Origin of the sequence: Fodinibius salsisoli, from assembly GCF_026229185.1 — a bacterium.
GTDB lineage: Bacteria > Bacteroidota > Rhodothermia > Balneolales > Balneolaceae > Fodinibius > Fodinibius salsisoli.
In genome coordinates this window covers 1-22,237 of record NZ_JAGGJA010000006.1, presented here as the reverse complement: position 1 = coordinate 22,237, position 22,237 = coordinate 1, and the positions used below count along the sequence as shown (strand labels likewise).

Here is a 22,237-nt window from a genome sequence, read left to right as displayed (position 1 = left end):
GTTTTTAGTGTTAACGGCATTTTGCCATTATGTTGGTCGCTATCCCAATGAGACAGCTATTCAGGAGTAAGTGATTAGATGGTAATTTTTTTGTTATATTACCATCACTAAGGCAGCGTCGTAGGGTCTCCCCCTTACTTCCGGGTAACCGGTTGTAAGGTCCTCGGCGTTGCCTTTCTTATTTTACTCCATACTTTTAGTTCAAAGAACGATGCATCAGAAAAGAAAGCATTCCCGTCAAGGAATGCTTTCAATTAAACCTAATTTTGAATAATGGTAGAGGAATTATTGGAACCTACCTGTGATGTAGTAGCAGTATGGCCATTACCATTTTGGGTGATAGTAGCAGTATTATTAAGACCATCCTGCAATACATATCCGATGGTGCTTGCACCTGTCTGATCAAGAGTCATGGTGTTATCTTCGCCCAGCTGGATAAGTCCTTGTCCGCCTTCACCAGAACGGAAGAATGTATTATCGTAGCTGCTTGAAGGCATATGATCTGTTACACCGGCCGAAGCGCCACCACTTTGGTTAATATTCATGGCGTTGTTTTCACCTTCTTGATAAGCACCAGCACCATTTGAGCTTGCAAGGCCAACGCTGTTATTACCACCCGTTTGTGAAATGTCGATCAGGTTGCCTGCACTACCGCTTGAAACCTGGGCTTCAACGTTAACAACATCACCGCCATCCTGAGAGACGTACAGTTTGTTGTTCTGGCCGGCCTGATCAGCATCCCAGATTTCGTTACTATTATTGGATTGAGTAATATCAATTACCCCGCCAAAACTGGCATTTCCATTGGTACCTTGTTCGGGATGCGACTGAACAATGTTATTATCACCATTTTGGGTTACGTCGAACGAATTGCCGGCACCGACTTGTTGCAAGCGTTCAACTTTGTTGTTGTCTCCATCTTGATTAACAGTAGCATTATTCATCGCGCTGGAGGCACCACTTTGATAGGTTTGCTCTACCGTAGCTTGGTTATCATTACCATTTTGGTCCACAGAAGCGTTGTTCTGTGCAAAGGTAATTCCTGCTGTAAATAGCAGTGCGAATGTAAGGGTTACTATTCTTTTCATAGTATTACTCCTCTTTTTATATGATGATTAATTAATAGTGCGTAGCATTTTGCTAACACACTGTGTTGCTATCTCTTGATGGATAGCAGGAGTAATGAGGAAATAAATGGCTAAGTTTTATTATAATGCCATTAGTGAGGCAGCGTCGCAGGGTCTCCCCCTTACTTCCGGTTAATCGGTCGTAAGGTCCTCGGCGTTGCCTTTCCTATGTTACTCCATATTCTTAGTTCAACATTTCCTGTTTCATGTAATTACTCGTTTTTAATTATGGGTAAAAAGTAAATCCTGTCATGATATTCCATTGTTGATCGTGAATGCTGCCCGCCTTTATACCATCAACTCCGTCACTAATTAAATAGCGGTAACTCAGCCCTATCTTTAGGCCAAAGGTTTCTGAAAAACGATAGTCCAGGCCTGCCTCTCCGGAGAGGGTTGGAAAGAATTGATCTTCTGTAAATTCTGGTGTACTGTCATAAGCCAACACGCCTCCACCGACACCAACATAGGGTGATAGCTTAAGTTTGGGAGTCAAATAAGCGTTTATCAATACATCTAAGTTATTCACAGGTTCAGAGAAAATATTTTGAGATCCTATCTGTGTCCGATGGTAGTTAAACTTCATGGATAGGGGACTGTTGACAATAGCTTGCTCAGCCTGGATGCCAAAGCCTGAATTCTGTGATTCATTTCCGAAACTGCCGATGTAGCTTCCAAAAGAGTAGCTGCCATTGACTGAAAATCCTGAGCGTAAATCCGGCCGCTCTGCTATTCCATAATAATTGCTTTTCTGCCGTTCCTTCTGCTTAGCTACAGCAAGCTCATAATCTTCTTTATATTCTTTAAAGGACTCTTGGTCAGCTGGTTGCCAGATGTTGGCATCAACTCCTTCAACAATGAGTCGTTTAACGGCTTCATCAATTGCTTCGGTGACAGCCATAACCGGAGGTTCGTTAAAGGTGACGCCTACCTCAGATTCCAGTAATTCATTGGCATCCACGTAACGGAAGATACCACCGTCTAACTTTGTAGATAAAATAGACTTGGTTGTATGCACGGTTTTCAAAATTCGACCGCTTTGGGTAGAAACAGCCCGTAGGTAAATGGTGACTTGGTCTTTGCGGTATTGGCCAGAAGCGCTCATCCCCAGGTAACGAACGCCGGCTCCGCCTGTCATCACGTTGCTGTCATAGCCAATAATACCTCCTTCAAGTACAACGCCTGCAAAGAGCAGGGGAGGGAGCTTGGTGTTATCATTATTTTGCTGCCGCGTATTTTGGATAATGCGTCTTTCGTTCAGGAGGTTTGAAATGCCTTCTCGTTCAATAGGGGTAAACCATCCTGAATTTTCCATGGCTTTGATCAGGATAGAGGTAGCACCCTGGGTTACGGCCGTAGAGTAGCTGATAGACTGTTGGGAAGGTTTGTATTGGCCGGTTTGGTCTCGAAATCGGTAGACTGCTGCTACCACCTTATTATTAGGCTTAGGTAATTCTTTAAGTGATTGGTTCGATTTACTTTCCCACCCAACCTGGGCTGGCTCAGTCTTATAGGGCTTTAAACTACCAGCACAAGAGGAGGTAAGTAATGCAAGTAATAGAAGATATGTAGGGTTAAGATATTTCATATCAGATTATATGCTGGGTACGGTAACTGTTGTTTGCTCGCCTGATGATTGGTTGAAAATATTAATATCTACGCCATTGGCACCGGGGACGATATCAATTGAAAATTCTCCAAACTCAAAGGTATTTTGTTGGCTCAAGTCAACATCTCCGAATCGATCTTGGATGACATTACGCGTGAGCTGAGATAAAACCTGCCGTTGGAGTTGTTCTTCAAAATTGGCCAGGGGATCGTTGTTATAACTATAGCCACTGCCGCCCTTATACTTGTTCTGAGCATTTGCTGAACTAAGCAGCCACTGATAATTAAGGTAGCTACCACCAAAGGCTGGATTTACCGGAGTATAGACGAAATCTTGTGCCTGGGCAGAACCCGGCGCTAAGAGTAATAACGTAATAGCTAAACCAAGTATGGATGATATAAATGTTTTCATAATTTTAGGGTTAATAGCCAATTAATTGATTTTTTACTGATGCTTGTTGTTGAACAGCTTGTTGACTACGAGCTACAGCTTGCTTACTTAACGTTTCAATATATTCGTATCGGGGCTGCAAGCGCGCACTAAAAATCTGATTGTAATCAAGCTTAATAGTCACTTGGCTGCCTCTTCCGATTGTAGGTTGTTCAGAGATGGTAATGGTGAAGTTAGAAGCATTTTGAGGGGCCTCCCAGTGTTGGTAAAACAGGTTATAGAAATCACGCCCCATTTTACTTCGTGTTTCATCCAGAACGAAACCACCCAGTTCCAGGGTAGGATCCTGTTGAGGAGATGTTTCGGACTGCTCCTGGTTTTGTTTTTCTTTGTTGACTAAACTTTTAAAGGCCGATCTAAATTGTTCTAACTGCTTTTCTTTAGACTCCTTGTCAGTTGGATTGGTAGAAGTGTTTCCTTTATTGGATGAATGATAAATAAACTCTTTGGATTGGAATACCGCAGCAGGAAGAGTTAATACCTGACCTTCTTCTATAAAACCATTATTACTAATAATGTCAGAGTTAGCACGATAGATAGGTTGCCAAAAATCTTCACTGCCCAACTTTTCAGCAATATCTGATAGAGTATTATCTTCTGACTGAATTGTATACGACTTATAATCTGCAGATATTTGGGCAATACTTATATTCCCATATCCCCAAAAAGCAATATAAACCAATATGGTAACAATAGCCCTGTTGTTCATTGAACAACCCCCAGTTAGTTAGCCAATAGATGAAATTTTTTGTAAAAACATACCTAACGTCTCACTGGTTTCAATGAAATGGATTTTGGGTTCGCATTCCTAATTAAAATATTTTAATTGGGTAGCACTTTTTCTTTTCAACAAGATTTCGTAAAGACTTGAGGCATAGATAGTTGGGCCTAAATATTTTTTGGATGAATTGTATAAAAAATTGATAAGCAGTTAGTTATAATCATTGAATATTGTCCTATCATTATTCACTTATGCAGAAGGTTAGGAAGGCAATATATAATTGGATTATAAAGTCTTATAAGTAGCGTATGCAGGTGACTTATAACAAGTAGGATGTTTTTTCGTACTAACCCATTAGTTGTTAAGCGTTAGCAACAGCATTATGATTTACATAAACTGAGCGGTTCGAATTGAAGCTAAGGAACCGTATATTCCGTTGAAAGAAAACAGCAATTAATTTTATCATCCTTGAATTACCAGTCCCCAAACTACCAGCCCAATACGCAGATATCGATATTTCCGCCGGCTGTTAAGCATCTTTTAATTATCAATGCTCTCTGTTTTGTCGCACTTAATACCCCGATAATTGGAGGACCTCTGTTTGCATATGGGGCGCTTTGGCCTATCGGGTCCGGGCATTTTGACATCTGGCAGTTGGTAAGCTATATGTTTTTACACGCCGGTTTTAGCCATATCTTTTTTAATTTGTTTGCGCTATGGATGTTTGGCCAGGCCATTGAAAACTATTGGGGAACGCGGCGATTTACGGTTTATTATTTCCTAACCGGCATCGGGGCAGCACTCCTGCATATGTTAATAGGTGCAGGCGGAGCTCCAACGCTGGGCGCCTCGGGAGCGGTCTACGGAATTTTGTTAGCCTTTGGGATGATGTTTCCCGAACGGCCGATTATGCTCTTGTTTCCACCAATTCCCATCAAGGCAAAGTATTTTGTGGCAGGTTTTGGTGTTATTGAGCTTATCAGTGGTTTGAGTCGGGCCAATTCGGGGGTCGCTCATTTTGCTCACTTGGGAGGGATGCTTGTAGGTTTTATCCTTATAAAATATTGGGGCTTAAAAGGCGAAAGTTATCGCCAATAGCATTAAAATATTTGTTAATTTATGGACAGATATTGATCAAAAGATGTAATGTATGTATAACGAATCGTTTGGTAGTTCATTAAAGCGTGGATACTGGGCTATGCCGGTAGCCATTCGTGCGCTTATTACGCTCAATGTAGCTGTATTTATACTGCAGATATTTCTTCAGATTTTTAGCAGTTCCTACAGTAATGCCCTCATTCAGGCTTTTGCTTTTTATCCGGATTGGCAGACGGCTCTTTTCCAGCCGTGGCGTATGGTTACCTATATGTTTTTACATGGGGGCGCATTCCATCTGTTGTTTAATATGCTCTGGCTCTGGTGGATGGGGCGGGCCGTTGAGGAGTCTTTGGGTCCACGAACATTTACTGTTATTTATTTAGGAGCTGGTTTGGGAGGAGCACTTTTTGACGTTATGCTGGCTCCATTTCTGGGATTTAACCCGGTAATTGGCGCCTCAGGAGCGGTATATGGTATTATGGTGTCCTTTGCCATGCTATTCCCTACAATGCCTATCATGCTTTTTCTGTTACCGCCGATACAGGCTCGCTATGTGGTAGCCGGTCTTATTGCTATAGATATGCTTTTGGTTGGTTCGACTGATGGGGTAGCCCGAATTGTGCACTTGGCTGGGGCGGGTGTTGGTTATTTGCTCATGAAGGCGCAGCAAGGGGGGCAGGATTTGAGTCGGTATATTTTACCGATCGAACAGTTTTGGTATCGTCTAAAGGGAATCTATCAAAAACAGAAATCCAAACCGAAGAATGACAATATGTATTCGGTATCGGATGTTGAGATTGTAGAAGAAACAGACAAATCGGAGTTGGATGAAATCCTGGAAAAAATATCCGAAAAGGGATATGATGGGCTTACAAAAGAGGAAAAAAAGAAACTCTTTGAGTTAAGCAAGAAGAATTGACAAACGAATTTTAATATATCTCATACTGTTGTAGAAACAGATCGTTTAATAGGCAGAGATTTTTAAGCATAGATTAATAACTATATGTCCCAGATAAAACGCCGAAAATCAATTCAAGTTATGGTTGGAGATGTGCCGGTAGGTGGGGGAGCGCCTATTGTGGTCCAATCGATGACGAACACCGATACCGCGGATGTAGAAGCAACAGTAGAACAGATTAAACATCTGCATCGGGCGGGATCTGAAATTGTACGAATTACCGTCAATAATAAGGAAGCAGCCCAGGCAGTCCCACATATTAAAGACCGTTTATTGGCCGATGATTTCAACGTTCCTATTGTTGGCGACTTTCACTATAACGGCCATAAGTTATTGGTTGAATACCCGGAAGCTGCTAAAGCGTTATCTAAATTTCGGATTAATCCTGGAAATACAGGCACTAAGACGCGGGATGAAAATTTTTGTACCATTGTTGAGCAAGCCATAAAGTATGATAAGCCTGTCCGCATCGGGGTTAATTGGGGGTCGCTTGACCAGCAGTTATTAGCCGATAAAATGGATGCAAACAGTAAGCTGGAGAATCCAAAATCGTCCAAACAGGTCATGCTCGATACCATGGTCGAGAGTGCCCGTCGTTCGGCCGAGCTTGCTGAAAGCGTAGGTTTAGCATCCAACAAGATTATTATCAGCTGCAAGATGTCACATGTCCAGGATGTGGTTCACGTGTATGAACGTATTGCTGAGATGTTGGATTACCCTCTTCATGTAGGACTCACGGAAGCAGGGATGGGGATGAAAGGGATGGTTGCCAGTTCAGCTGCTCTGTCGGTGCTGTTACAACAAGGCATTGGTGATACTATACGCGTATCGCTGACGCCTAAACCAGGTGGAGATCGGGCAGAAGAAGTTCGGGTATGCCAGCAGGTTTTGCAATCGCTGGGTATCCGTAATTTTATACCACAAGTTACAGCTTGTCCGGGGTGTGGTCGTACCAACAGCACGTACTTTCAGGAGTTAGCGGAAGAAATACAGCAATATCTTCGGGAAATGATGCCGGTATGGCGCGAGATGTACCCGGGCGTCGAAGAGATGGATGTGGCCGTCATGGGGTGTGTGGTCAATGGACCGGGAGAATCCAGAAATGCCAATATTGGGATATCACTACCGGGCACTTTTGAAGAACCTAAGGCGCCGGTTTATATGGATGGTGAACATCACTCAACCCTCCGGGGAGAAGGGATAGGGCAGGAGTTTCGTGAAATACTCGATGATTATATAATGCGTAATTATGGCCAAAAAGAGACCGAAGAGGTCACATAAAAGGTTGCCGAGTGTACGCAGCCTCATAGTTAATTGGATATAGTTTCTTATGGCAAGAAATAACCTCTCTTACTTTCTTGCTTTGACCTGCTATTTGTGTCTTTCCTGTTCCGCCGAGGTCGATACTGCAACTATAGGGCAACAGTATCTGAATTCGAAGGAGTTTCGCCAGTTTAACAAGCAGGCTAACCAGGAACAACTACAGTCGGTTAAAGAAAACCGAAGTCTGTTACAGCGTTTATCTACATTGGGCCATTGTGATCATTCCAATACTTCGGATCCACCGTTTAGCTTAGCTGCATCGACCATTGGAGAACGAGATTTATCGGCACAGGGAATGTCAAGTGGAGAAGGCTATGAACTTAATTTGATTGCTTGCCTTTCTTTCCGGGAAATAGAAGCGCAGTGGATTGTGTTAACGAACTCTTCCATCTACCTTGATAAAGAACTTTTGCTGGCGACAATCCATCGTAACCGCTTGGTAGATTATCGAGTGGTTGGAATATATAGACAAAACCTTTCTGAAGACATTTCTACTCATGTTGGGGTAAAAAGAACACCGGACCATATAGTCATTTTAAGCAGCATGGATCGGGCAATCCAGTATCCATTCGAGCAGAATAATTCTATACAAGCTGAATATCATGTTGATAGCAAAGGGAGTATAGAATTAGCAGAATAAAAAATTTTTATGGCAGTAATATTTTTATAGCTTTCAAACCTTTATACAGATCTAATTCTTTTATTATGGATATTATAAGAAAGCCCATACTACTTATTGGATTATTGGTGTTGCCTGGTTTATTGCTGGCGCAAGAGCATAGCATGTTAGAGGGGCGTGCAGACTCTCTATATGAAAAGCACGAGGAAGAGCAAGCCCTGGAGCTCTATGAGCAAATATTGACAAAATCGCCCGAGAATTTTGAGGCCTTGTGGAGGGGCAGTTTTTTGTATTCGCGGCTTGGCAATAGGCAGGAGGGCAAAGACCGACAGAAAGAATATTATAACAAGGCAATCGATTTAGCAGAGCAAGCGTTAGCTGTTGATTCTACCCATACACAGTCCAATTTTGTAATGTCTGTTGCAATGGGGCGTAAAGCACTTATTTCAGGTGCAAGAGAAAAGGTATCGGCCTCCCGGGCTATAAAAAAGTATGCCGATCGAGCAATAGAATATGATAGTACTAACGCAGGGGCGTGGCACGTGTTGGGGCGCTGGCACTTTAAAGTAGCTAATTTAAGCTGGTTAGAGCGTGCCGCAGCCAACACTTTGTTTGGCGGCATCCCTGATGCAAGCAACGAAAAAGCTGCAGAATATATTCAGAAAGCAATAACACTGGATGAAGATTATGTGCTCTATTATTTTGACCTGGCCCGGGCATATCGCGAATTAGATAAAGAAGTACAAGCCATAGAAACATGTCAAAAAGCTATTGAGCTGCCGGTTCTGGTGCCCGGAGACATGGAAATTAAACAACAATGTAAAGAGCTTATTGAGGACCTTTAAGCAGAATATCCTTGTAAACAGTATTTAAATTCTGTTGAAAAGTGTAAGCGCTTTCAATATTTTCACAAAAATAAGCTAATAGGATAACGTAATTTGTCTAATACAATATACGACATAGCCCGGCAGGCAGGGGTTAGTATTGCAACGGTTTCCAGGGTATTTAATGAAAGTCCCAATGTGTCTTCCAAGACGCGAAAGAAGGTACAGAATGTTGCCAAAGAAATGGGATATCAGCCCCAGGGGATGGCACAGGGATTGGCTCGACGTAAGAAAAATGTTATTATGGCGGTTGTCCCGTTGCTTTCGAACTATTTTTTTCTTCAAGTACTTAACGGCATTCAGGATGCGATATCCGAAACAAATTTCGAACTGCATATTTATAATGTAAAATCATCAGAAAAACCGGTAGACCAGCTTAAAAGGTTATTAGGTCGCCGGTGGGCCGATGGTTACCTATTTGTGTCCATTCATCTTAGTGACTCCGAATGGAAGATGATAAGTCAATTTGACCAACAAATGGTGCTGATTGATGATGCCTATTCTGCGTGCAACTATTTCCAGGTAAATAATAAGCAGGGGGCTCGGAAGGCAACCCGTTATTTTTTAGAACATGGCTTTAAACGTATTGCGCTTATTACAGCTAAGGAAGAGTCCATTCCAGCGGCCAAACGTCGTCAGGGATATATTCAAACCCTTACAGATTGGGGGCTTACACCCGACGAATCTCTTATTGTGTCAGGAGATACACAATATCGCGATGGCTTTAATGAAGAAAATGGTTATGAGGCAATGCAAAAACTGTTGGAACAAACACCTAACCCGGAGGCTGTTGTTTGCATGTCAGATATCCAGGCTATAGGTGCTATCTCAGCTATGAAGGAGCAGAACCTTAGCCTTCCGATTATAGGCTACGATGATATCCAGCTTGCCAAATATATTGGCCTTTCTACTATGCGTCAGCCGATGTATAAAATGGGCAAAGAAGGAACTAACGTATTGCTGGATCAAATTGGGAAAGACCAACCCAAGGTTGTTCAAAAGGAATACATCCCTGATCTGATTCTCCGATCAACAAGCAGCCAACAAAATTAAAATTTATAATTTTATAACCCTTTCAGGATACATTGATGTCAGATATGAATCACTCAAAAGAACGAATTGGAGTTTTAACATCCGGTGGAGATGCCCCCGGTATGAATGCCGCTATAAGAGCGGTTGTACGATCATGCGTCTATTATGGTATTACTCCCTTTGGCATTGCTCAGGGGTATGAAGGCTTAATCAATAACGACATTTTTCAGATGGATGCCGGATCGGTCAAGCATATCATCCATCAGGGAGGCACTATCTTAAAATCTGCCCGAAGTTTAGAATTTAAGACTGAAGAAGGGATGCAGAAGGCCTGGAAAAATGTTCAGGAGCATGGACTGGATGGCCTGGTTGTTATAGGTGGAGACGGTACTTTCAAAGGAGCAATGGAGTTTGGAGAAAAGTTTAGTTTCCCCATCATTGGTATCCCGGGCACCATTGATAATGATATTTACGGTACAGACTTTACCGTTGGTTTCGATACGGCCGTTAATACCGTGGTCGAGGCGGTTGATAAGATTCGTGATACGGCGACATCCCATAACCGCCTGTTCTTTATTGAAGTTATGGGGCGTGACGCGGGCTTTATTGCCATGTATTCGGGTATTGGGGCTGGAGCTGAGGAGGTCCTTATTCCAGAAAAGGACCGGGATGTTGAACGCCTGTATGAATCTCTTGAGCAAACATCACAGCGTAAGAAAAGTTCCCGACTGGTTATTGTTGCAGAAGGAGATAAAAATGGAAGTGTATATGACCTGGAGCGGGAAGTTAAACAGCGGTTCGGTGATCGCTATGAGACAAAAGTAACGATTTTAGGCCACGTCCAGCGAGGAGGGCGTCCCAGCTGTACCGATCGGGTGCTGGCCAGTCGACTGGGGGTAACGTCAGTTGAAGCCCTGCGAGATGGCAAGGGAGGGTTTATGGTCGGAGTTCGAAATCGGAAAATCAGATTTACCGATTTTGATAATGCCACCAAGCGAAATCCTGAGATGGATCAAGAATTGATGCGCGTTGCTGATATCATTTCTATTTAATACAAACAGAAAACGATGAAAGAAATCATTCCCTCATTGTTACAAAGACCATTACATATTTCGGGATACCTGAAATGTTTCATAATGGCAGGGATGGTTTTTAGCCTGTGTGCATGTGGCACGAATATCGATGATCCGTCCACAGGTGCTTCCCAAGTCTCTGTAGATCATACAGACCATCCGGCATGGTCAAAAAGTGCTAATATTTATGAAGTAAATATCCGGCAGTATACCCCGGAAGGCACCTTCAATGCTTTCCGTAAAGAGCTTCCCCGGTTGAAAGAGATGGGAGTAGATATTCTCTGGCTCATGCCTATCCATCCAATTGGGGAAGAAAAAAGAAAGGGAGAGTTGGGGAGCTATTATTCCATTAAAAACTATACGGCCGTGAATCCCCATTTTGGGACCATGGATGATTTTAAGGCCTTGGTTGATGAGGCTCAGCAGAAAGAAATGAAAGTATTTATGGACTGGGTGCCCAATCACACGGCATGGGATCATCCCTGGATAGAAGAATACCCGGAATATTACATGCAAGATTCGTTGGGGAATATTACTTATGAGGCGGATTGGACCGACATTGCACAGCTCAACTATGCCAACAAGGAGTTGTGGGACAAAATGATTGAGAGAATGAAGTTTTGGATTACAGAAGCCAATATTGATGGCTACAGAGTTGATCATGCAGGCCATGATATTCCCCTTGCATTCTGGAAAAAAGCAATACCGGCGGTGAACAAAGAAAAAGAAGATTTCTTTTGGCTGGCTGAATGGAATACCCCGGAAATGCACCCCTGGTTTGATGCGACCTATACGTGGGAGTATTTTCATTTGACGACGGCCATAGCCAGCGGAGAGGAAAGCCTGTCTGCGATTACAGAATATATGGCCAAACAAGACTCGTTGTACCCAGAGCATGCCTACCGACTCTATTTTACGACCAACCATGATGAAAACTCATGGAATGGAAGCGACCAGGAGTTGTTTGGCGATAATTTTAAAAATTTTGCAGTGATGGCAGCTACAATCGATGGTATGCCACTGGTATATAGCGGACAAGAAACGGGCCTTAACGAGCGACTCGAATTCTTTAAAAAGGATACCATTCGGTGGGATGGGTACGAATACGAAGCTTTTTATAAGCAATTATTTAAACTAAAGGATCAACATGCAGCCCTTTGGAATGGGCAATATGGCGGTGACTTTGAAGTTCTGCCAACAGCCCACGAACAGGTGTATGCCTATAAACGCACCAAAGGAGAAGGTACGGTTATTGTGGTTCTCAATTTTGCCACTGAGTCCAAGCAGGTAGCGTTAGAATCATCATTGCCCGCCGGAACGTACCAAGATGCATTTATGCCAGATCATACGCTGGACCTGCCATCTACAGACCTACAGTTACCAGCTAATGGATATATTGTATTGGTTAAACAGTAAATGTGAGTTAAAATAAATCCCCAATGGACAAAACCGAAGCAACTTCAAAGCCAGCCCTCTCATTTTGGGAAATCTGGAATATGAGTTTTGGATTCATGGGGATACAGTTCGGTTTTGCCCTTCAAAATGCTAACGTGAGTCGCATTTTTGAAACCCTGGGTGCCTCCGTTGATGATATTCCTATCTTGTGGATAGCAGCACCAGTAACGGGGTTGGTAGTACAACCGATTATCGGCTACCTCAGTGACAAAACCTGGAACCGCTTGGGCCGCCGACGTCCTTACTTTTTAGTGGGAGCTATATTGGCTTCTGTAGCACTGGTCATCATGCCGAACTCTCCGGCGTTGTGGATTGCAGCAGGCATGCTTTGGATTATGGATGCCTCCATTAATATCTCTATGGAACCTTTCCGCGCCTTTGTGGGCGATATGCTGCCCGACTATCAGCGAACCAAGGGATTTGCGATGCAGAGCTTCTTCATCGGTACGGGGGCCGTCATCGCTTCTTTGTTGCCCTATATCATGACGAACTGGATTGGCTTACCCAATACTGCTGGTGCCGGTGAAATTCCGCTATCGGTACAGTGGTCATTTTACATCGGAGCCATTGCTTTTCTGGGCGCGGTACTGTGGACGGTTTTCCGCACAGGAGAATATCCCCCGGAGATGATGGAGCGATTTGAAGAAAAAGGGAACACAGAAGCCGCAATTAGACCAGATACCAACGAGGTACAGAATTCAGGAGCTCGGAAACTGTATGCTGGCATCATAGCATTGATTGCCGGAGCTGGATTGACTGCTATTTTTATGGGGGAAGGTTATGAGAAAGAATTACTTATTTTTTCCTGCGGATTACTGGCATTGGGCGTCTTATTAGTTTTTGCTGGTTACCTACAGAAAAGTGGGTATGAAGAGCATGGCTTGGTTGAGGTCATGACCGATTTCATTGGGATGCCCAAGACCATGGTTCAACTTTCAATGGTGCAATTTTTCTCTTGGTTCGCCCTGTTTTCTTTATGGATTTATACTACCTCCGCGGTAACAGCCCACATTTACGGTACAACCGATACTACCTCAGCACTCTATAATGAGGGAGCCGACTGGGTTGGTGTGGCTTTTGGTGTTTACAATGGTTTTGCTGCAATTGTAGCATTTGCGTTGCCTACGCTTGCACAATGGACTTCCCGAAAAGTTGTTCATGCTTTTTCACTGTTTATCGGCGGACTAAGTCTGGTAAGCATTTATTTTGTAAGTCATCCGTATGTTTTATTAATTCCCATGCTTGGCGTTGGCTTAGCCTGGGCAAGTATTTTAGCAATGCCCTATGCGATATTATCATCAGCTATTCCTGCCCACAAAATGGGAGTTTATATGGGTATCTTTAATTTTTTTGTGGTTCTACCTCAGATTATCGCAGCAAGCATCCTGGGTTTTTTGGTGCAAAATTATTTTGGAGGAGAAGCTATTTATGCGCTTATAATTGGAGGTATCACATTGACAATAGCATCGATAATGATGTTATTCGTTGAGGATGATGCCGATAAATCCGTACCCTTAAGTTAATAATTTCAGGACTTTTATAGCGTTAAGCTGTTATTCAATAACAGAAATAATATGGATCTGATCAGCATAAATAGGTTTAAAGGATATAATCATACTTAATAGCTAATCTTTATTTAAGTAATACTCAAAGATAGAAAGATACAATATTGAGCTTGCAACAGGACATTAATACGAATTACGGCACTATATTATGCTAACAAAACCGATTGAAGCAGAAGTAACTGATGAATTATTAGATACAGCTGATAATAATTATCACACTCCGGAATGGGCTAAGCACGTCATTTGGTATCAGATTTTCCCAGAACGCTTTCGGAATGGAGATTCGTCTAACGATCCTACCGGAGAGCGTGTTAATGGTCCAGAGGGATGGGCACCTACACCTTGGACATCCGACTGGTACGATCGTGCCGACTGGGAGAAGTCGATGGGTGATAGCTTCATGGACGGTGTTTATCATCGTCGGTATGGGGGCGACCTCCAGGGCGTTATCGATAAGCTGGACTATTTGATGGAGCTGGGTATCGGTGCCTTATATTTAAATCCTATATTTGAAGCAGTCTCGTTGCATAAGTACGATGCCAGCTGTTACCGCCATATCGATCGCTTTTTTGGGCCGGACCCGGAAGGAGATCGGGCAATCATAGAGCAAGAGGATCCGCAAAATCCTGCTACCTGGCAATGGACCTCAGCAGATAAATTGTTTTTAAAGCTGATTGAAGAAGTCCATAACCGAGATATGAAAATTATCATCGATGGCGTCTTCAACCATACGGGGACAGACTTTTGGGCATTCCGTGACTTAGCAGAAAAGCAGGATGAGTCCATATTTAAAGACTGGTACGCCGTAAAATCGTTTAATGATCCATATGTTGGTTCTGTATTCGATTACGAGGGCTGGTGGGGGCATAAATCACTGCCTGAGCTTAAAGAAGAAGGTGATACCCTGGTAAAGCCAGTCCGGGAACACATCTTCGAAATTACAAAGCGCTGGATGGATCCCAATGGTGATGGCAATCCCTCAGATGGAGTAGACGGTTGGCGACTGGATGTACCGGAAGAAGTGGGGAAGGGGTTCTGGAAGGAGTGGAACGCCGTGGTTCGATCAATTAATCCTGAAGCTTATACCGTAGGCGAGTTATGGACCTCCGATTCCAAGGAGTGGGTAAGTGGAGAGCTTTTTACCGCGGCTATGAATTATCCTTTTGCCAAATCGGTGCAGCGTTACATCATTGATCAGTCGATTAGCACTAATGAATTTTTGGATGAACTGGAAGAGGTGCGGAATAGCTTTCCGAAAGACGCTCCCTATGTTATGCAGAACCTAATGGACAGCCATGACACGCCACGCCTGGCATCGATGGTGGTCAATCCGGGACGTGAATACAATGAGGATGGGCGGCCCAAGCTCGGATTTGATGTTCGAAAGCCCAATGCTGAGGAGCGAAGAATCCAAAAATTGGTATCCCTGTTTCAGTATACCTATGTCGGCGCGCCTATGATTTATTATGGAACGGAGGCCGGAATGTGGGGAGCTGGCGATCCGGATGATCGTAAACCAATGGTCTGGCCTGATTTTGAATATGATCCTGAGCGTTTAGATCCGTTAGACCGGGAACGCCCCGTTGATGATAACAATTTCGACGAGAAATTATTTAACTGGTATAAGAAGCTCGGGGAGATAAGAAATGAACATGAGGTTCTACAGACAGGCAATTTTGTTCCACTCCCGTCAGATGAGCAGGAGTATTTCGTTTTTGCCCGGCAAAAAAGCTCACTTGATTTTGCGATTGTAGTCATTAACAGATCGGAGGAACCCCGGCAGATTAAAATCCCATTAGCGAATTTTGAGCTTCCGGAGCATACATACCTCGAAAACCAACTAACGGATACGGGTATCGAATTTTCAGAACATTCGGCAGAAATTAGCCTGCCACCGGTTTCGGGTGCTATTCTAATTCCTGAGCAAAAAGATCAATGCGATTAGATCCAAAGTATTTTAATACTTTCTTAGCCGTTGTTGCAGTAATAGCAGCTTTGGCAATCATTTATTTGACCATCAATACCCAGCAGGACAAGCGAAGGGCATTTAATAAGCAAATGATGCAGCAAGACTTATTACAGACGGTTGGTTGGAAACGGGTTGGCCAACCAGATAGCCTGAGAATTTCCAGCTTTGATAGTTCGTTTGTGTTATTGCAGTTCTGGTCAAACTGGTCGGATACTTCGGCAGAAGAACATCAAAAGCTATCTACGCTTAAAGAAGAGGCGGGAAGTAAACTGGCCATTTTTTCAGCTATCGTTGGCCTCCAGAAGGAGGAAGCTACAACCTATATTGAGGAGCATAATTATCCTTTTCATTATGTTGCAGGATCCCGCCAGTTCTCATCGTTTCAGGTACCGGGTTTGCCGGCTTACCTGCTTTTTCAACCCGGTGGAAAGGTTCGCTTTGTTTCTTTGGGAAGTCTGGAAAAGACACATTTGGATAGCTTAAAAACTATGATTCACCGTGGGTCAAAGTAATAACTGGATCTTATTTGACGGGCAGCTTCAGTCTGCGGAACAGCCGATTGTGAAGGCGAATTCCCGGGGCATGATGTACGGAGAAGGAGTCTTTGAAACGTTTCGGGTTTATCAGGGCCGTACATTACTGTTGGAAGAGCATATTAATCGTTTGAGAGATGGGCTGGGCGTACTGGGCATCTCAGCTCCGGGGATACCCTCACTGGATGAGCTAAGAAAAAATACAGCTGACTTGTTGCAGCAAAAAGAGCTGCTTGCCACCGATGCTATTGTACGCATACAGTGCTGGCAAGAAGGCATGCGAGGATATCAATCTCAGGGTAGTGGCACACTGCATTATATGATCATGGCTTCAAAATGTCCGAATTTTTTCGAACCTCCCACATTGGCAACGGTTGATGTCCGGAGGATACCTTCACAAGCATTACCATCAGTGGGTAAGTTTACCAATGGCATAAACTATATTTTAGCTGCAAGAGAAGCAGCCCAAAAGGGGGCAGATGATGCACTCATGCAAACAATGAATGGATGGGTATCAGAAACGACGATCGCTAATCTATTTTGGATTAAGAATGACCAAATTTTTACACCCTCAGAGGCTTGTGATCTCCTTCCGGGCATTACCCGCCAGGCAATTATAACCATTACTGAAGACAAGCAGCAATGGGCGTTAAATGAGGGTCAGTATCGACTAAGAACATTAGATGATGCTGAGGCCATATTTATGTGTAATTCAGTCCGGGAGGTACTTTCCGTTCATCAGGTTGATGGAAAGAAGTATGATACGGATCATCCTGTTACCAAAGAGGTTCAGCAGTTATATTCCAGCTTTCGTGCCCAACACTTAAATGCATTGCAATAGGTGATGGATATTGATCTGGCTGTACTTTCGAACGAAATTAGCACCAAGGGTTCAGTAATATTACTCGAATCCCAATCGCAGGACCATCCCTGGTCGCAGTATTCCTTTCTTGCGAGCCAGCCGAAGACCGAGATTAAAGCCTATGGTAATGAAGTGCATCTAATCGAAGACGGCGAAAAATATATTCGGAAGGGGAATCCCTGGAAATTTTTGCAGGAGTTTAGAGACCGACACCATGACTGGCTTTTTGGATATCTGGGGTATGATCTTAAAAACCATCTGGAGCTGCTCCATTCACAAAATTCGGATCCCATAGGTGCTCCGGATCTTTATTTTATGGTTCCTGAATTGATTTTACGGCAGCATCGCAAATCCTTAGAAACAAGAACCATCAAAGGAGAATTACCCCATCCAACAGGTGAAGCTGCACAAGGCCGTTTTAAGACTGATGGACTGACAGCCCAAACATCGAGGGATGAATATCTGGATAGCATTAAAAAAGCACAGCAGGCCATCCGAGAGGGCGAATATTATGAGATCAATCTTTCCCATCAAATGAAAGGTGGATTTAGGGGAAATCCGTGGTCGCTTTATCAAACCATGAAAGAAATAGGCCCGGTTCCATTTGGAGCCTTTTTAAAGTTCGATGACCTTGCAGTTTGTTGCCAGTCACCGGAGCGGTTTTTAAGGAAGGACGGAGAGGACATTTTTACTCAACCCATCAAAGGGACCTCACCAAGAGGAGATACGGAATCGGAGGATCAGAGGCTAAAAGAGCAGCTGGCGGCATCAGTTAAAGAACGGGCCGAAAATTTAATGATTGTTGATCTGGTCCGAAATGATTTGAGTCGGATTGCCCGGAAAGGATCGGTAGCGGTGAGCGATCTGTTTAAAATTGAAACCTTTGGAACAGTCCATCAGATGGTTTCGACGGTAAAAGCAAAAGCCCGACAAAGCGATCCTATTCAAATTCTAAAAGCCTGTTTCCCCATGGGATCGATGACCGGTGCACCCAAAATTAGTGCCATGCAGTCGATTGAGACCTTGGAGAATTATAAAAGAGGTATCTATTCCGGCGCCGTTGGTTATATAAAGCCCAATGGTGATTTTGATTTTAATGTGGTGATTCGAACAGCGATCATCCAGGATGAGAACCTTTACTATGCAGTAGGTGGTGCCATTACCGGCGATTCAGACCCAGATGCTGAATGGGAGGAAACCCTGGTAAAGGCCCGGGCCTTACAGGAGGCTATTCCAAGCTAAATGTTGACTCGGTACCCCCAGTCCGAAAAAATATGTCTATTTCTTCAATTCCAAAATGAGAGCAGAGCGGCCCGGAACTGTAAGCTTATCCAGAGAGTAGGTTATTCCACTAACGACGTCTGTACCTTGGTTATAATCGCCTGTCATTTCGTGGTAATAGTCCGTTGCTATAGGCGTTTCTTTATTATTTTTGTTCAAGATGACCATCACCCTCTGTTGCTTATTATAGCGGAAATAGACATATAAACCATCATGTTTCGGGGCAAACTGCATCATTTTTCCATCATGGATCACGGGATGATCCTTTCGCCAGTTCAAAAGCTTTTTAACGAAGCCTTGAGCCTCTTTTTTATGTTCTGAGAGTCCCTGGCCACTAAATGCATTACTCTTATCCGAAATCCAGCCACCGGGGAAATCTTCTCTTATTTGGCCATGATCATGTGACTTCTCATTGCTCATAAGAATTTCGGTACCATAATAGAACTGGGGAATGCCGCGCATCGTCATAATGTAGGTAAGACCCATTTTATAGAGGTCATAATCTTCATTGACCTGGCGGTAAAAGCGGTCCATGTCATGGTTGTCTGGGAAAATGACCAGGTTTTGTGGATTTGGATATAAATGATCGGACGAGAGTTTTTCGTAAAGATTAATAAATCCATTATCCCAACTTTCTTTTTGGGTCAGAGCCTCAACAAGGGACACTTGGATAGGAAAGTCCATCATACTGGGTAAACAAGAGCCAAAATCTGTAGGTAAATCGCTTCCACGCTGCCATTTGGCAATGGTCAAGGGATCTACGCTCCATTCCTCGCCAACAATATTAAAGTTGGGATACTCTTCCATAATGCGGCAGGTCCATTTGTGCATGAACGACTGACCAGCATAAGGATGGGTATCGTGACGAATACCACGCAGGCCGGCATATTCAATCCACCAGAGACTACTGTAGATTAGATAGTCGGCCAAAAGGGGGTTGTTTTGGTTGAGGTCAGGCATCGTTTTAACAAACCATCCAGAAGTGAAACGCTTTTTATCAATATCTGAGGCATACGGATCATGCAGAACGGTTCTCCGGTGATTGGTTTGCTGGTATTCATCCGGGTAGTGCACCCAGTCGGGAGAGGGTAAATCATCCATCCACCAATGATTAGAACCGATGTGATTCATGATCATATCCATGACTAATTTTATCCCTCGTTTTTCGGCCTCTTTACTGAGTTTCTTATACAATTTGTTGCTTCCAAAACGAGGATCGACTTTGTAATAGTCCGTAGTAGAGTAGCCGTGGTACGAAGCGTTGGGCATGGCATTTTCTAAAACAGGGTTCAACCATATAGCCGTAAAGCCCATGTCATCAATATAGTCCAGATGATCAATAATACCCTGGAGGTCTCCACCATGCCGGCCGTAATGATCATCCCGATCGAGTGAGTCGGCGTAGCCTGCCAGCTCGTCATTTTGGGGATTGCCGTTGGCAAAACGGTCGGGGGTAATTAAGTAGATTACATCCGAAGAATTAAATCCCTGGCGTTGCGCTGATTGGTTTTCCCGTTCTTTAAGCTTATAAGGGTATGAAACGACCTCGCGTTGATCCTTCATCAGCGAAATGTTGACCGTTCCGGCTTCAGTTTGAGGGGCAATGTGCAGGTAAAGAAACAGGTAATTCTTATTATCGACTGATTGGATGCGTTTAAGGGTAACGCCCTCATAATCTATAACGGGAGTCAGCTCACCAATGTCTTGCCCATAGAGCATGATCTGCAGCTCTGGATTCTCCATGCCGATCCACCAGTTGAGTGGCTCTATGCGCTTGAGGTCGTAATTTTGACCCTCTGCTTTATAAGTAGATATAGACAAAAGCAGGATAAAGCTGATTAGACGAATAATGGATTTCATAGGTAATGTAATTTAAGATAAGGTGTAACTTCTGTATAAGGTTATTGACATAGAGAAAGGGTAGGTTTTCAGAAACCCTCAACCGAATAGACGGCGTAGCCTCTGGGCGGAGCCCATACTTCCACTTCTCCGGAGCTGTTGGCATACTCGGATTCAGGCTGCACATTCTGTCCATCCACGGTTGAATACCAAGCATAGACCTTGAGTGTTTTGTCATGGAGATAGGTATTGTCGGTTTGTACCGAAGCGCCTTTCCATCCCTTTGGATGGTCATTGATAGCTACAATATAGCCGGGACTCTTCGAGGAATACCCCTCTGCTGCGTAGATGAGCAGGTCGCCGTCGTCGGTTTTGAGCAGTTCGATATTTGGCGAGGCATCTGCCAGCTGGCCACGCACCCAGACGAGCTGATTAATTCCGTTGCCCCATTCTCCGCCTAGATCATCCAATCCGTAGTTAAAATAATCCTTCCACCAGATAGATGGATAGCCCTGGTAAGTCAGCATGAAGGCGTAGGCCATCATCTTGTCGTGTACAATGTCATCCGTGTCGTGATTGCCGGCAAAGGTAACGGCGCGCATCGGGTTTTTGGCAGCAAAAGATTGACTGGGGTCTATCATATTGGGAAGATATCCACTGCCATCCGTGGCATTAAAAATGTCGGCCATGGTGTAATATAGCGCAAAATCGAATACGGAGGCCCCGGTCTCACTCGACCAGGATTGCAGGATATCGGTGTTGGCATCCCAGTACTCGCCAATAGAAAAAGGATCCCCCGTGGCAGCTTTCATATCTTTTATGACCCGGGGTTCAAGTCCTTTCACATAATCGAATCGCCATCCACCGTTAAAGCCAATATTATCCTGCAGCCAGTTCATCCAGGTTTTCATATCGTTATAAGCAATATCGGTGGTGTAGCAGACGTCGGGCATGTCGCTAAAATCACCGGGATCTGTGGTATGGTCATCGTTGGGGTGGAAGGTCGCCCAGCTCCAGGTTGCCTTTCCGGATTTTACCTGACTGAAGTCGGTCCACGTACTATCACCGGTTGCAGGATTGTATTCTTTATCACCGCCGGATCGATGATTTAAAACGATATCTCCCATAACGGATATATCGTTGCTTTTTAAGGTAGAAATAAGATTTTTTAGTTCTGTTTTAGATCCGAAGCGGGTTTCTACCGTACCGTACTGTTTGTAGTTTCCCAGATCGTAATAGTCGGCGGGATCGTATCCCATCGAATATCCACCGCTTTGGCTCTTGGAAACGGGGGGCAGCCAAATTCGGTCAATTCCATATCTACCGGACATATCCGCGAGGGTGCTGACTTTGTGTTCTATGGTTTCCCACCATGTGCCGCCTTTGGGTACATCCCAGTAAAACCCCTGCATCATGACGCCGGATGTTTGGTTGGTGTCTGATGGGGAATTTTTAGGAGCGCCAGATGATTTTTCATTAGGTTCTGAAGAAACATTATGTACAGAACTATCGCATTGAATCAAGAATAGCGCTGCACATAATATGAATAGGTATTTTATGCTCCACTTTATCATGATCATCCCTTATTTGTTTTGGTTTTAATGCGTTGAACACTTAAGAAGACAACCCTCCCCGACTAAAGTCGGTACTCCCTTTGGTAAGGGAGATTTTTGGGTGCAATTTTTTAAAAAGTCCCCCTTAATAAAGAGGGAATATGGAGTTGCTACATTTTGGTAGACACCCGGTTAAGTCATAGATTGTGGCTGTTAATTTATACCTAATAGATCATGAGTAACAAACAAACCCGACGTAGCTTCAGCAAAGAGTTTAAGTTAGATGTTA

At 43.8% G+C, this 22,237-nt stretch carries 19 protein-coding genes; 13 read left to right on the top strand and 6 right to left on the bottom strand.

Annotated features, from left to right (window positions below; all coding sequences use genetic code 11):
• Window positions 1-260: 260 nt before the first annotated feature.
• The 4 genes from J6I44_RS09870 to J6I44_RS09855 form a co-directional block, all read right to left on the bottom strand.
• The gene (locus J6I44_RS09870; protein ID WP_265765928.1) at window positions 261-1,088 is read right to left on the bottom strand and encodes a hypothetical protein; all 828 of its coding nucleotides are present in this window, start codon (window positions 1,086-1,088) and stop codon (window positions 261-263) included.
• Window positions 1,089-1,353: 265 nt separating this feature from the next.
• Window positions 1,354-2,712, bottom strand: a complete 1,359-nt coding sequence (locus tag J6I44_RS09865) for a CsgG/HfaB family protein (RefSeq protein ID WP_265765927.1) — start codon at window positions 2,710-2,712, stop codon at window positions 1,354-1,356.
• 6 nt (window positions 2,713-2,718) lie between these two features.
• Window positions 2,719-3,144, bottom strand: coding sequence for a curli assembly protein CsgF (locus J6I44_RS09860; protein ID WP_265765926.1), 426 nt, complete (start codon window positions 3,142-3,144; stop codon window positions 2,719-2,721).
• Between the two features lie 10 nt (window positions 3,145-3,154).
• Window positions 3,155-3,892, bottom strand: coding sequence for a CsgE family curli-type amyloid fiber assembly protein (locus J6I44_RS09855; protein ID WP_265765925.1), 738 nt, complete (start codon window positions 3,890-3,892; stop codon window positions 3,155-3,157).
• Window positions 3,893-4,372: 480 nt separating this feature from the next.
• Here J6I44_RS09855 and J6I44_RS09850 point away from each other — a divergent pair, with 480 nt between their 5' ends.
• The 13 genes from J6I44_RS09850 to pabB all read left to right on the top strand — a co-directional run bounded on the left by J6I44_RS09850 (window position 4,373) and on the right by pabB (window position 18,517).
• Window positions 4,373-5,002: a rhomboid family intramembrane serine protease gene (locus J6I44_RS09850; RefSeq protein WP_265765924.1), complete on the top strand. Its 630-nt coding sequence runs from the start codon at window positions 4,373-4,375 to the stop codon at window positions 5,000-5,002.
• A gap of 52 nt (window positions 5,003-5,054) precedes the next feature.
• Window positions 5,055-5,921, top strand: a complete 867-nt coding sequence (locus tag J6I44_RS09845; protein WP_265765923.1) for a rhomboid family intramembrane serine protease — start codon at window positions 5,055-5,057, stop codon at window positions 5,919-5,921.
• Between the two features lie 84 nt (window positions 5,922-6,005).
• The gene (ispG, locus tag J6I44_RS09840; protein WP_265765922.1) at window positions 6,006-7,241 is read left to right on the top strand and encodes a flavodoxin-dependent (E)-4-hydroxy-3-methylbut-2-enyl-diphosphate synthase; all 1,236 of its coding nucleotides are present in this window, start codon (window positions 6,006-6,008) and stop codon (window positions 7,239-7,241) included.
• Window positions 7,242-7,290: 49 nt separating this feature from the next.
• Entirely contained in the window at window positions 7,291-7,923 is a 633-nt protein-coding gene (locus tag J6I44_RS09835; RefSeq protein ID WP_265765921.1) for a hypothetical protein, read from the top strand.
• Window positions 7,924-7,988: 65 nt separating this feature from the next.
• The gene (locus J6I44_RS09830; RefSeq protein ID WP_265765920.1) at window positions 7,989-8,747 is read left to right on the top strand and encodes a tetratricopeptide repeat protein; all 759 of its coding nucleotides are present in this window, start codon (window positions 7,989-7,991) and stop codon (window positions 8,745-8,747) included.
• 93 nt (window positions 8,748-8,840) lie between these two features.
• Window positions 8,841-9,839, top strand: coding sequence for a LacI family DNA-binding transcriptional regulator (locus tag J6I44_RS09825; RefSeq protein WP_265765919.1), 999 nt, complete (start codon window positions 8,841-8,843; stop codon window positions 9,837-9,839).
• 44 nt (window positions 9,840-9,883) lie between these two features.
• On the top strand, window positions 9,884-10,870 hold the full coding sequence (pfkA, locus tag J6I44_RS09820; protein ID WP_265765918.1) for a 6-phosphofructokinase: 987 nt from the start codon (window positions 9,884-9,886) through the stop codon (window positions 10,868-10,870).
• A gap of 15 nt (window positions 10,871-10,885) precedes the next feature.
• Window positions 10,886-12,307 carry an alpha-amylase family glycosyl hydrolase gene (locus J6I44_RS09815; RefSeq protein WP_265765917.1) on the top strand — a complete coding sequence of 474 codons (1,422 nt, stop codon included), beginning with the start codon at window positions 10,886-10,888 and terminating at the stop codon, window positions 12,305-12,307.
• A gap of 23 nt (window positions 12,308-12,330) precedes the next feature.
• Window positions 12,331-13,869, top strand: a complete 1,539-nt coding sequence (locus tag J6I44_RS09810; protein WP_265765916.1) for an MFS transporter — start codon at window positions 12,331-12,333, stop codon at window positions 13,867-13,869.
• Window positions 13,870-14,059: 190 nt separating this feature from the next.
• On the top strand, window positions 14,060-15,856 hold the full coding sequence (locus J6I44_RS09805; RefSeq protein ID WP_265765915.1) for a glycoside hydrolase family 13 protein: 1,797 nt from the start codon (window positions 14,060-14,062) through the stop codon (window positions 15,854-15,856).
• On the top strand, window positions 15,847-16,392 hold the full coding sequence (locus tag J6I44_RS09800; RefSeq protein WP_265765914.1) for a TlpA family protein disulfide reductase: 546 nt from the start codon (window positions 15,847-15,849) through the stop codon (window positions 16,390-16,392). Before J6I44_RS09805 ends, J6I44_RS09800 begins: the two co-directional genes overlap by 10 nt.
• Window positions 16,379-17,254 carry an aminotransferase class IV gene (locus J6I44_RS09795; RefSeq protein WP_265765913.1) on the top strand — a complete coding sequence of 292 codons (876 nt, stop codon included), beginning with the start codon at window positions 16,379-16,381 and terminating at the stop codon, window positions 17,252-17,254. Before J6I44_RS09800 ends, J6I44_RS09795 begins: the two co-directional genes overlap by 14 nt.
• Window positions 17,255-17,257: 3 nt before the next feature.
• A complete protein-coding gene (pabB, locus tag J6I44_RS09790) occupies window positions 17,258-18,517 on the top strand; it encodes an aminodeoxychorismate synthase component I (RefSeq protein ID WP_265765912.1) in 1,260 nt (419 codons plus the stop codon).
• 36 nt (window positions 18,518-18,553) lie between these two features.
• Here the strand turns inward: pabB and J6I44_RS09785 are convergent, their stop codons facing one another.
• Together J6I44_RS09785 and J6I44_RS09780 are read right to left on the bottom strand one after the other, a co-directional pair.
• On the bottom strand, window positions 18,554-20,416 hold the full coding sequence (locus J6I44_RS09785) for a glycoside hydrolase family 13 protein (protein ID WP_265765911.1): 1,863 nt from the start codon (window positions 20,414-20,416) through the stop codon (window positions 18,554-18,556).
• Between the two features lie 68 nt (window positions 20,417-20,484).
• Window positions 20,485-21,975 (bottom strand): alpha-amylase family glycosyl hydrolase, encoded by a 1,491-nt coding sequence (locus tag J6I44_RS09780; RefSeq protein WP_265765910.1) that lies wholly within the window; start codon window positions 21,973-21,975, stop codon window positions 20,485-20,487.
• Window positions 21,976-22,237: the final 262 nt, after the last annotated feature.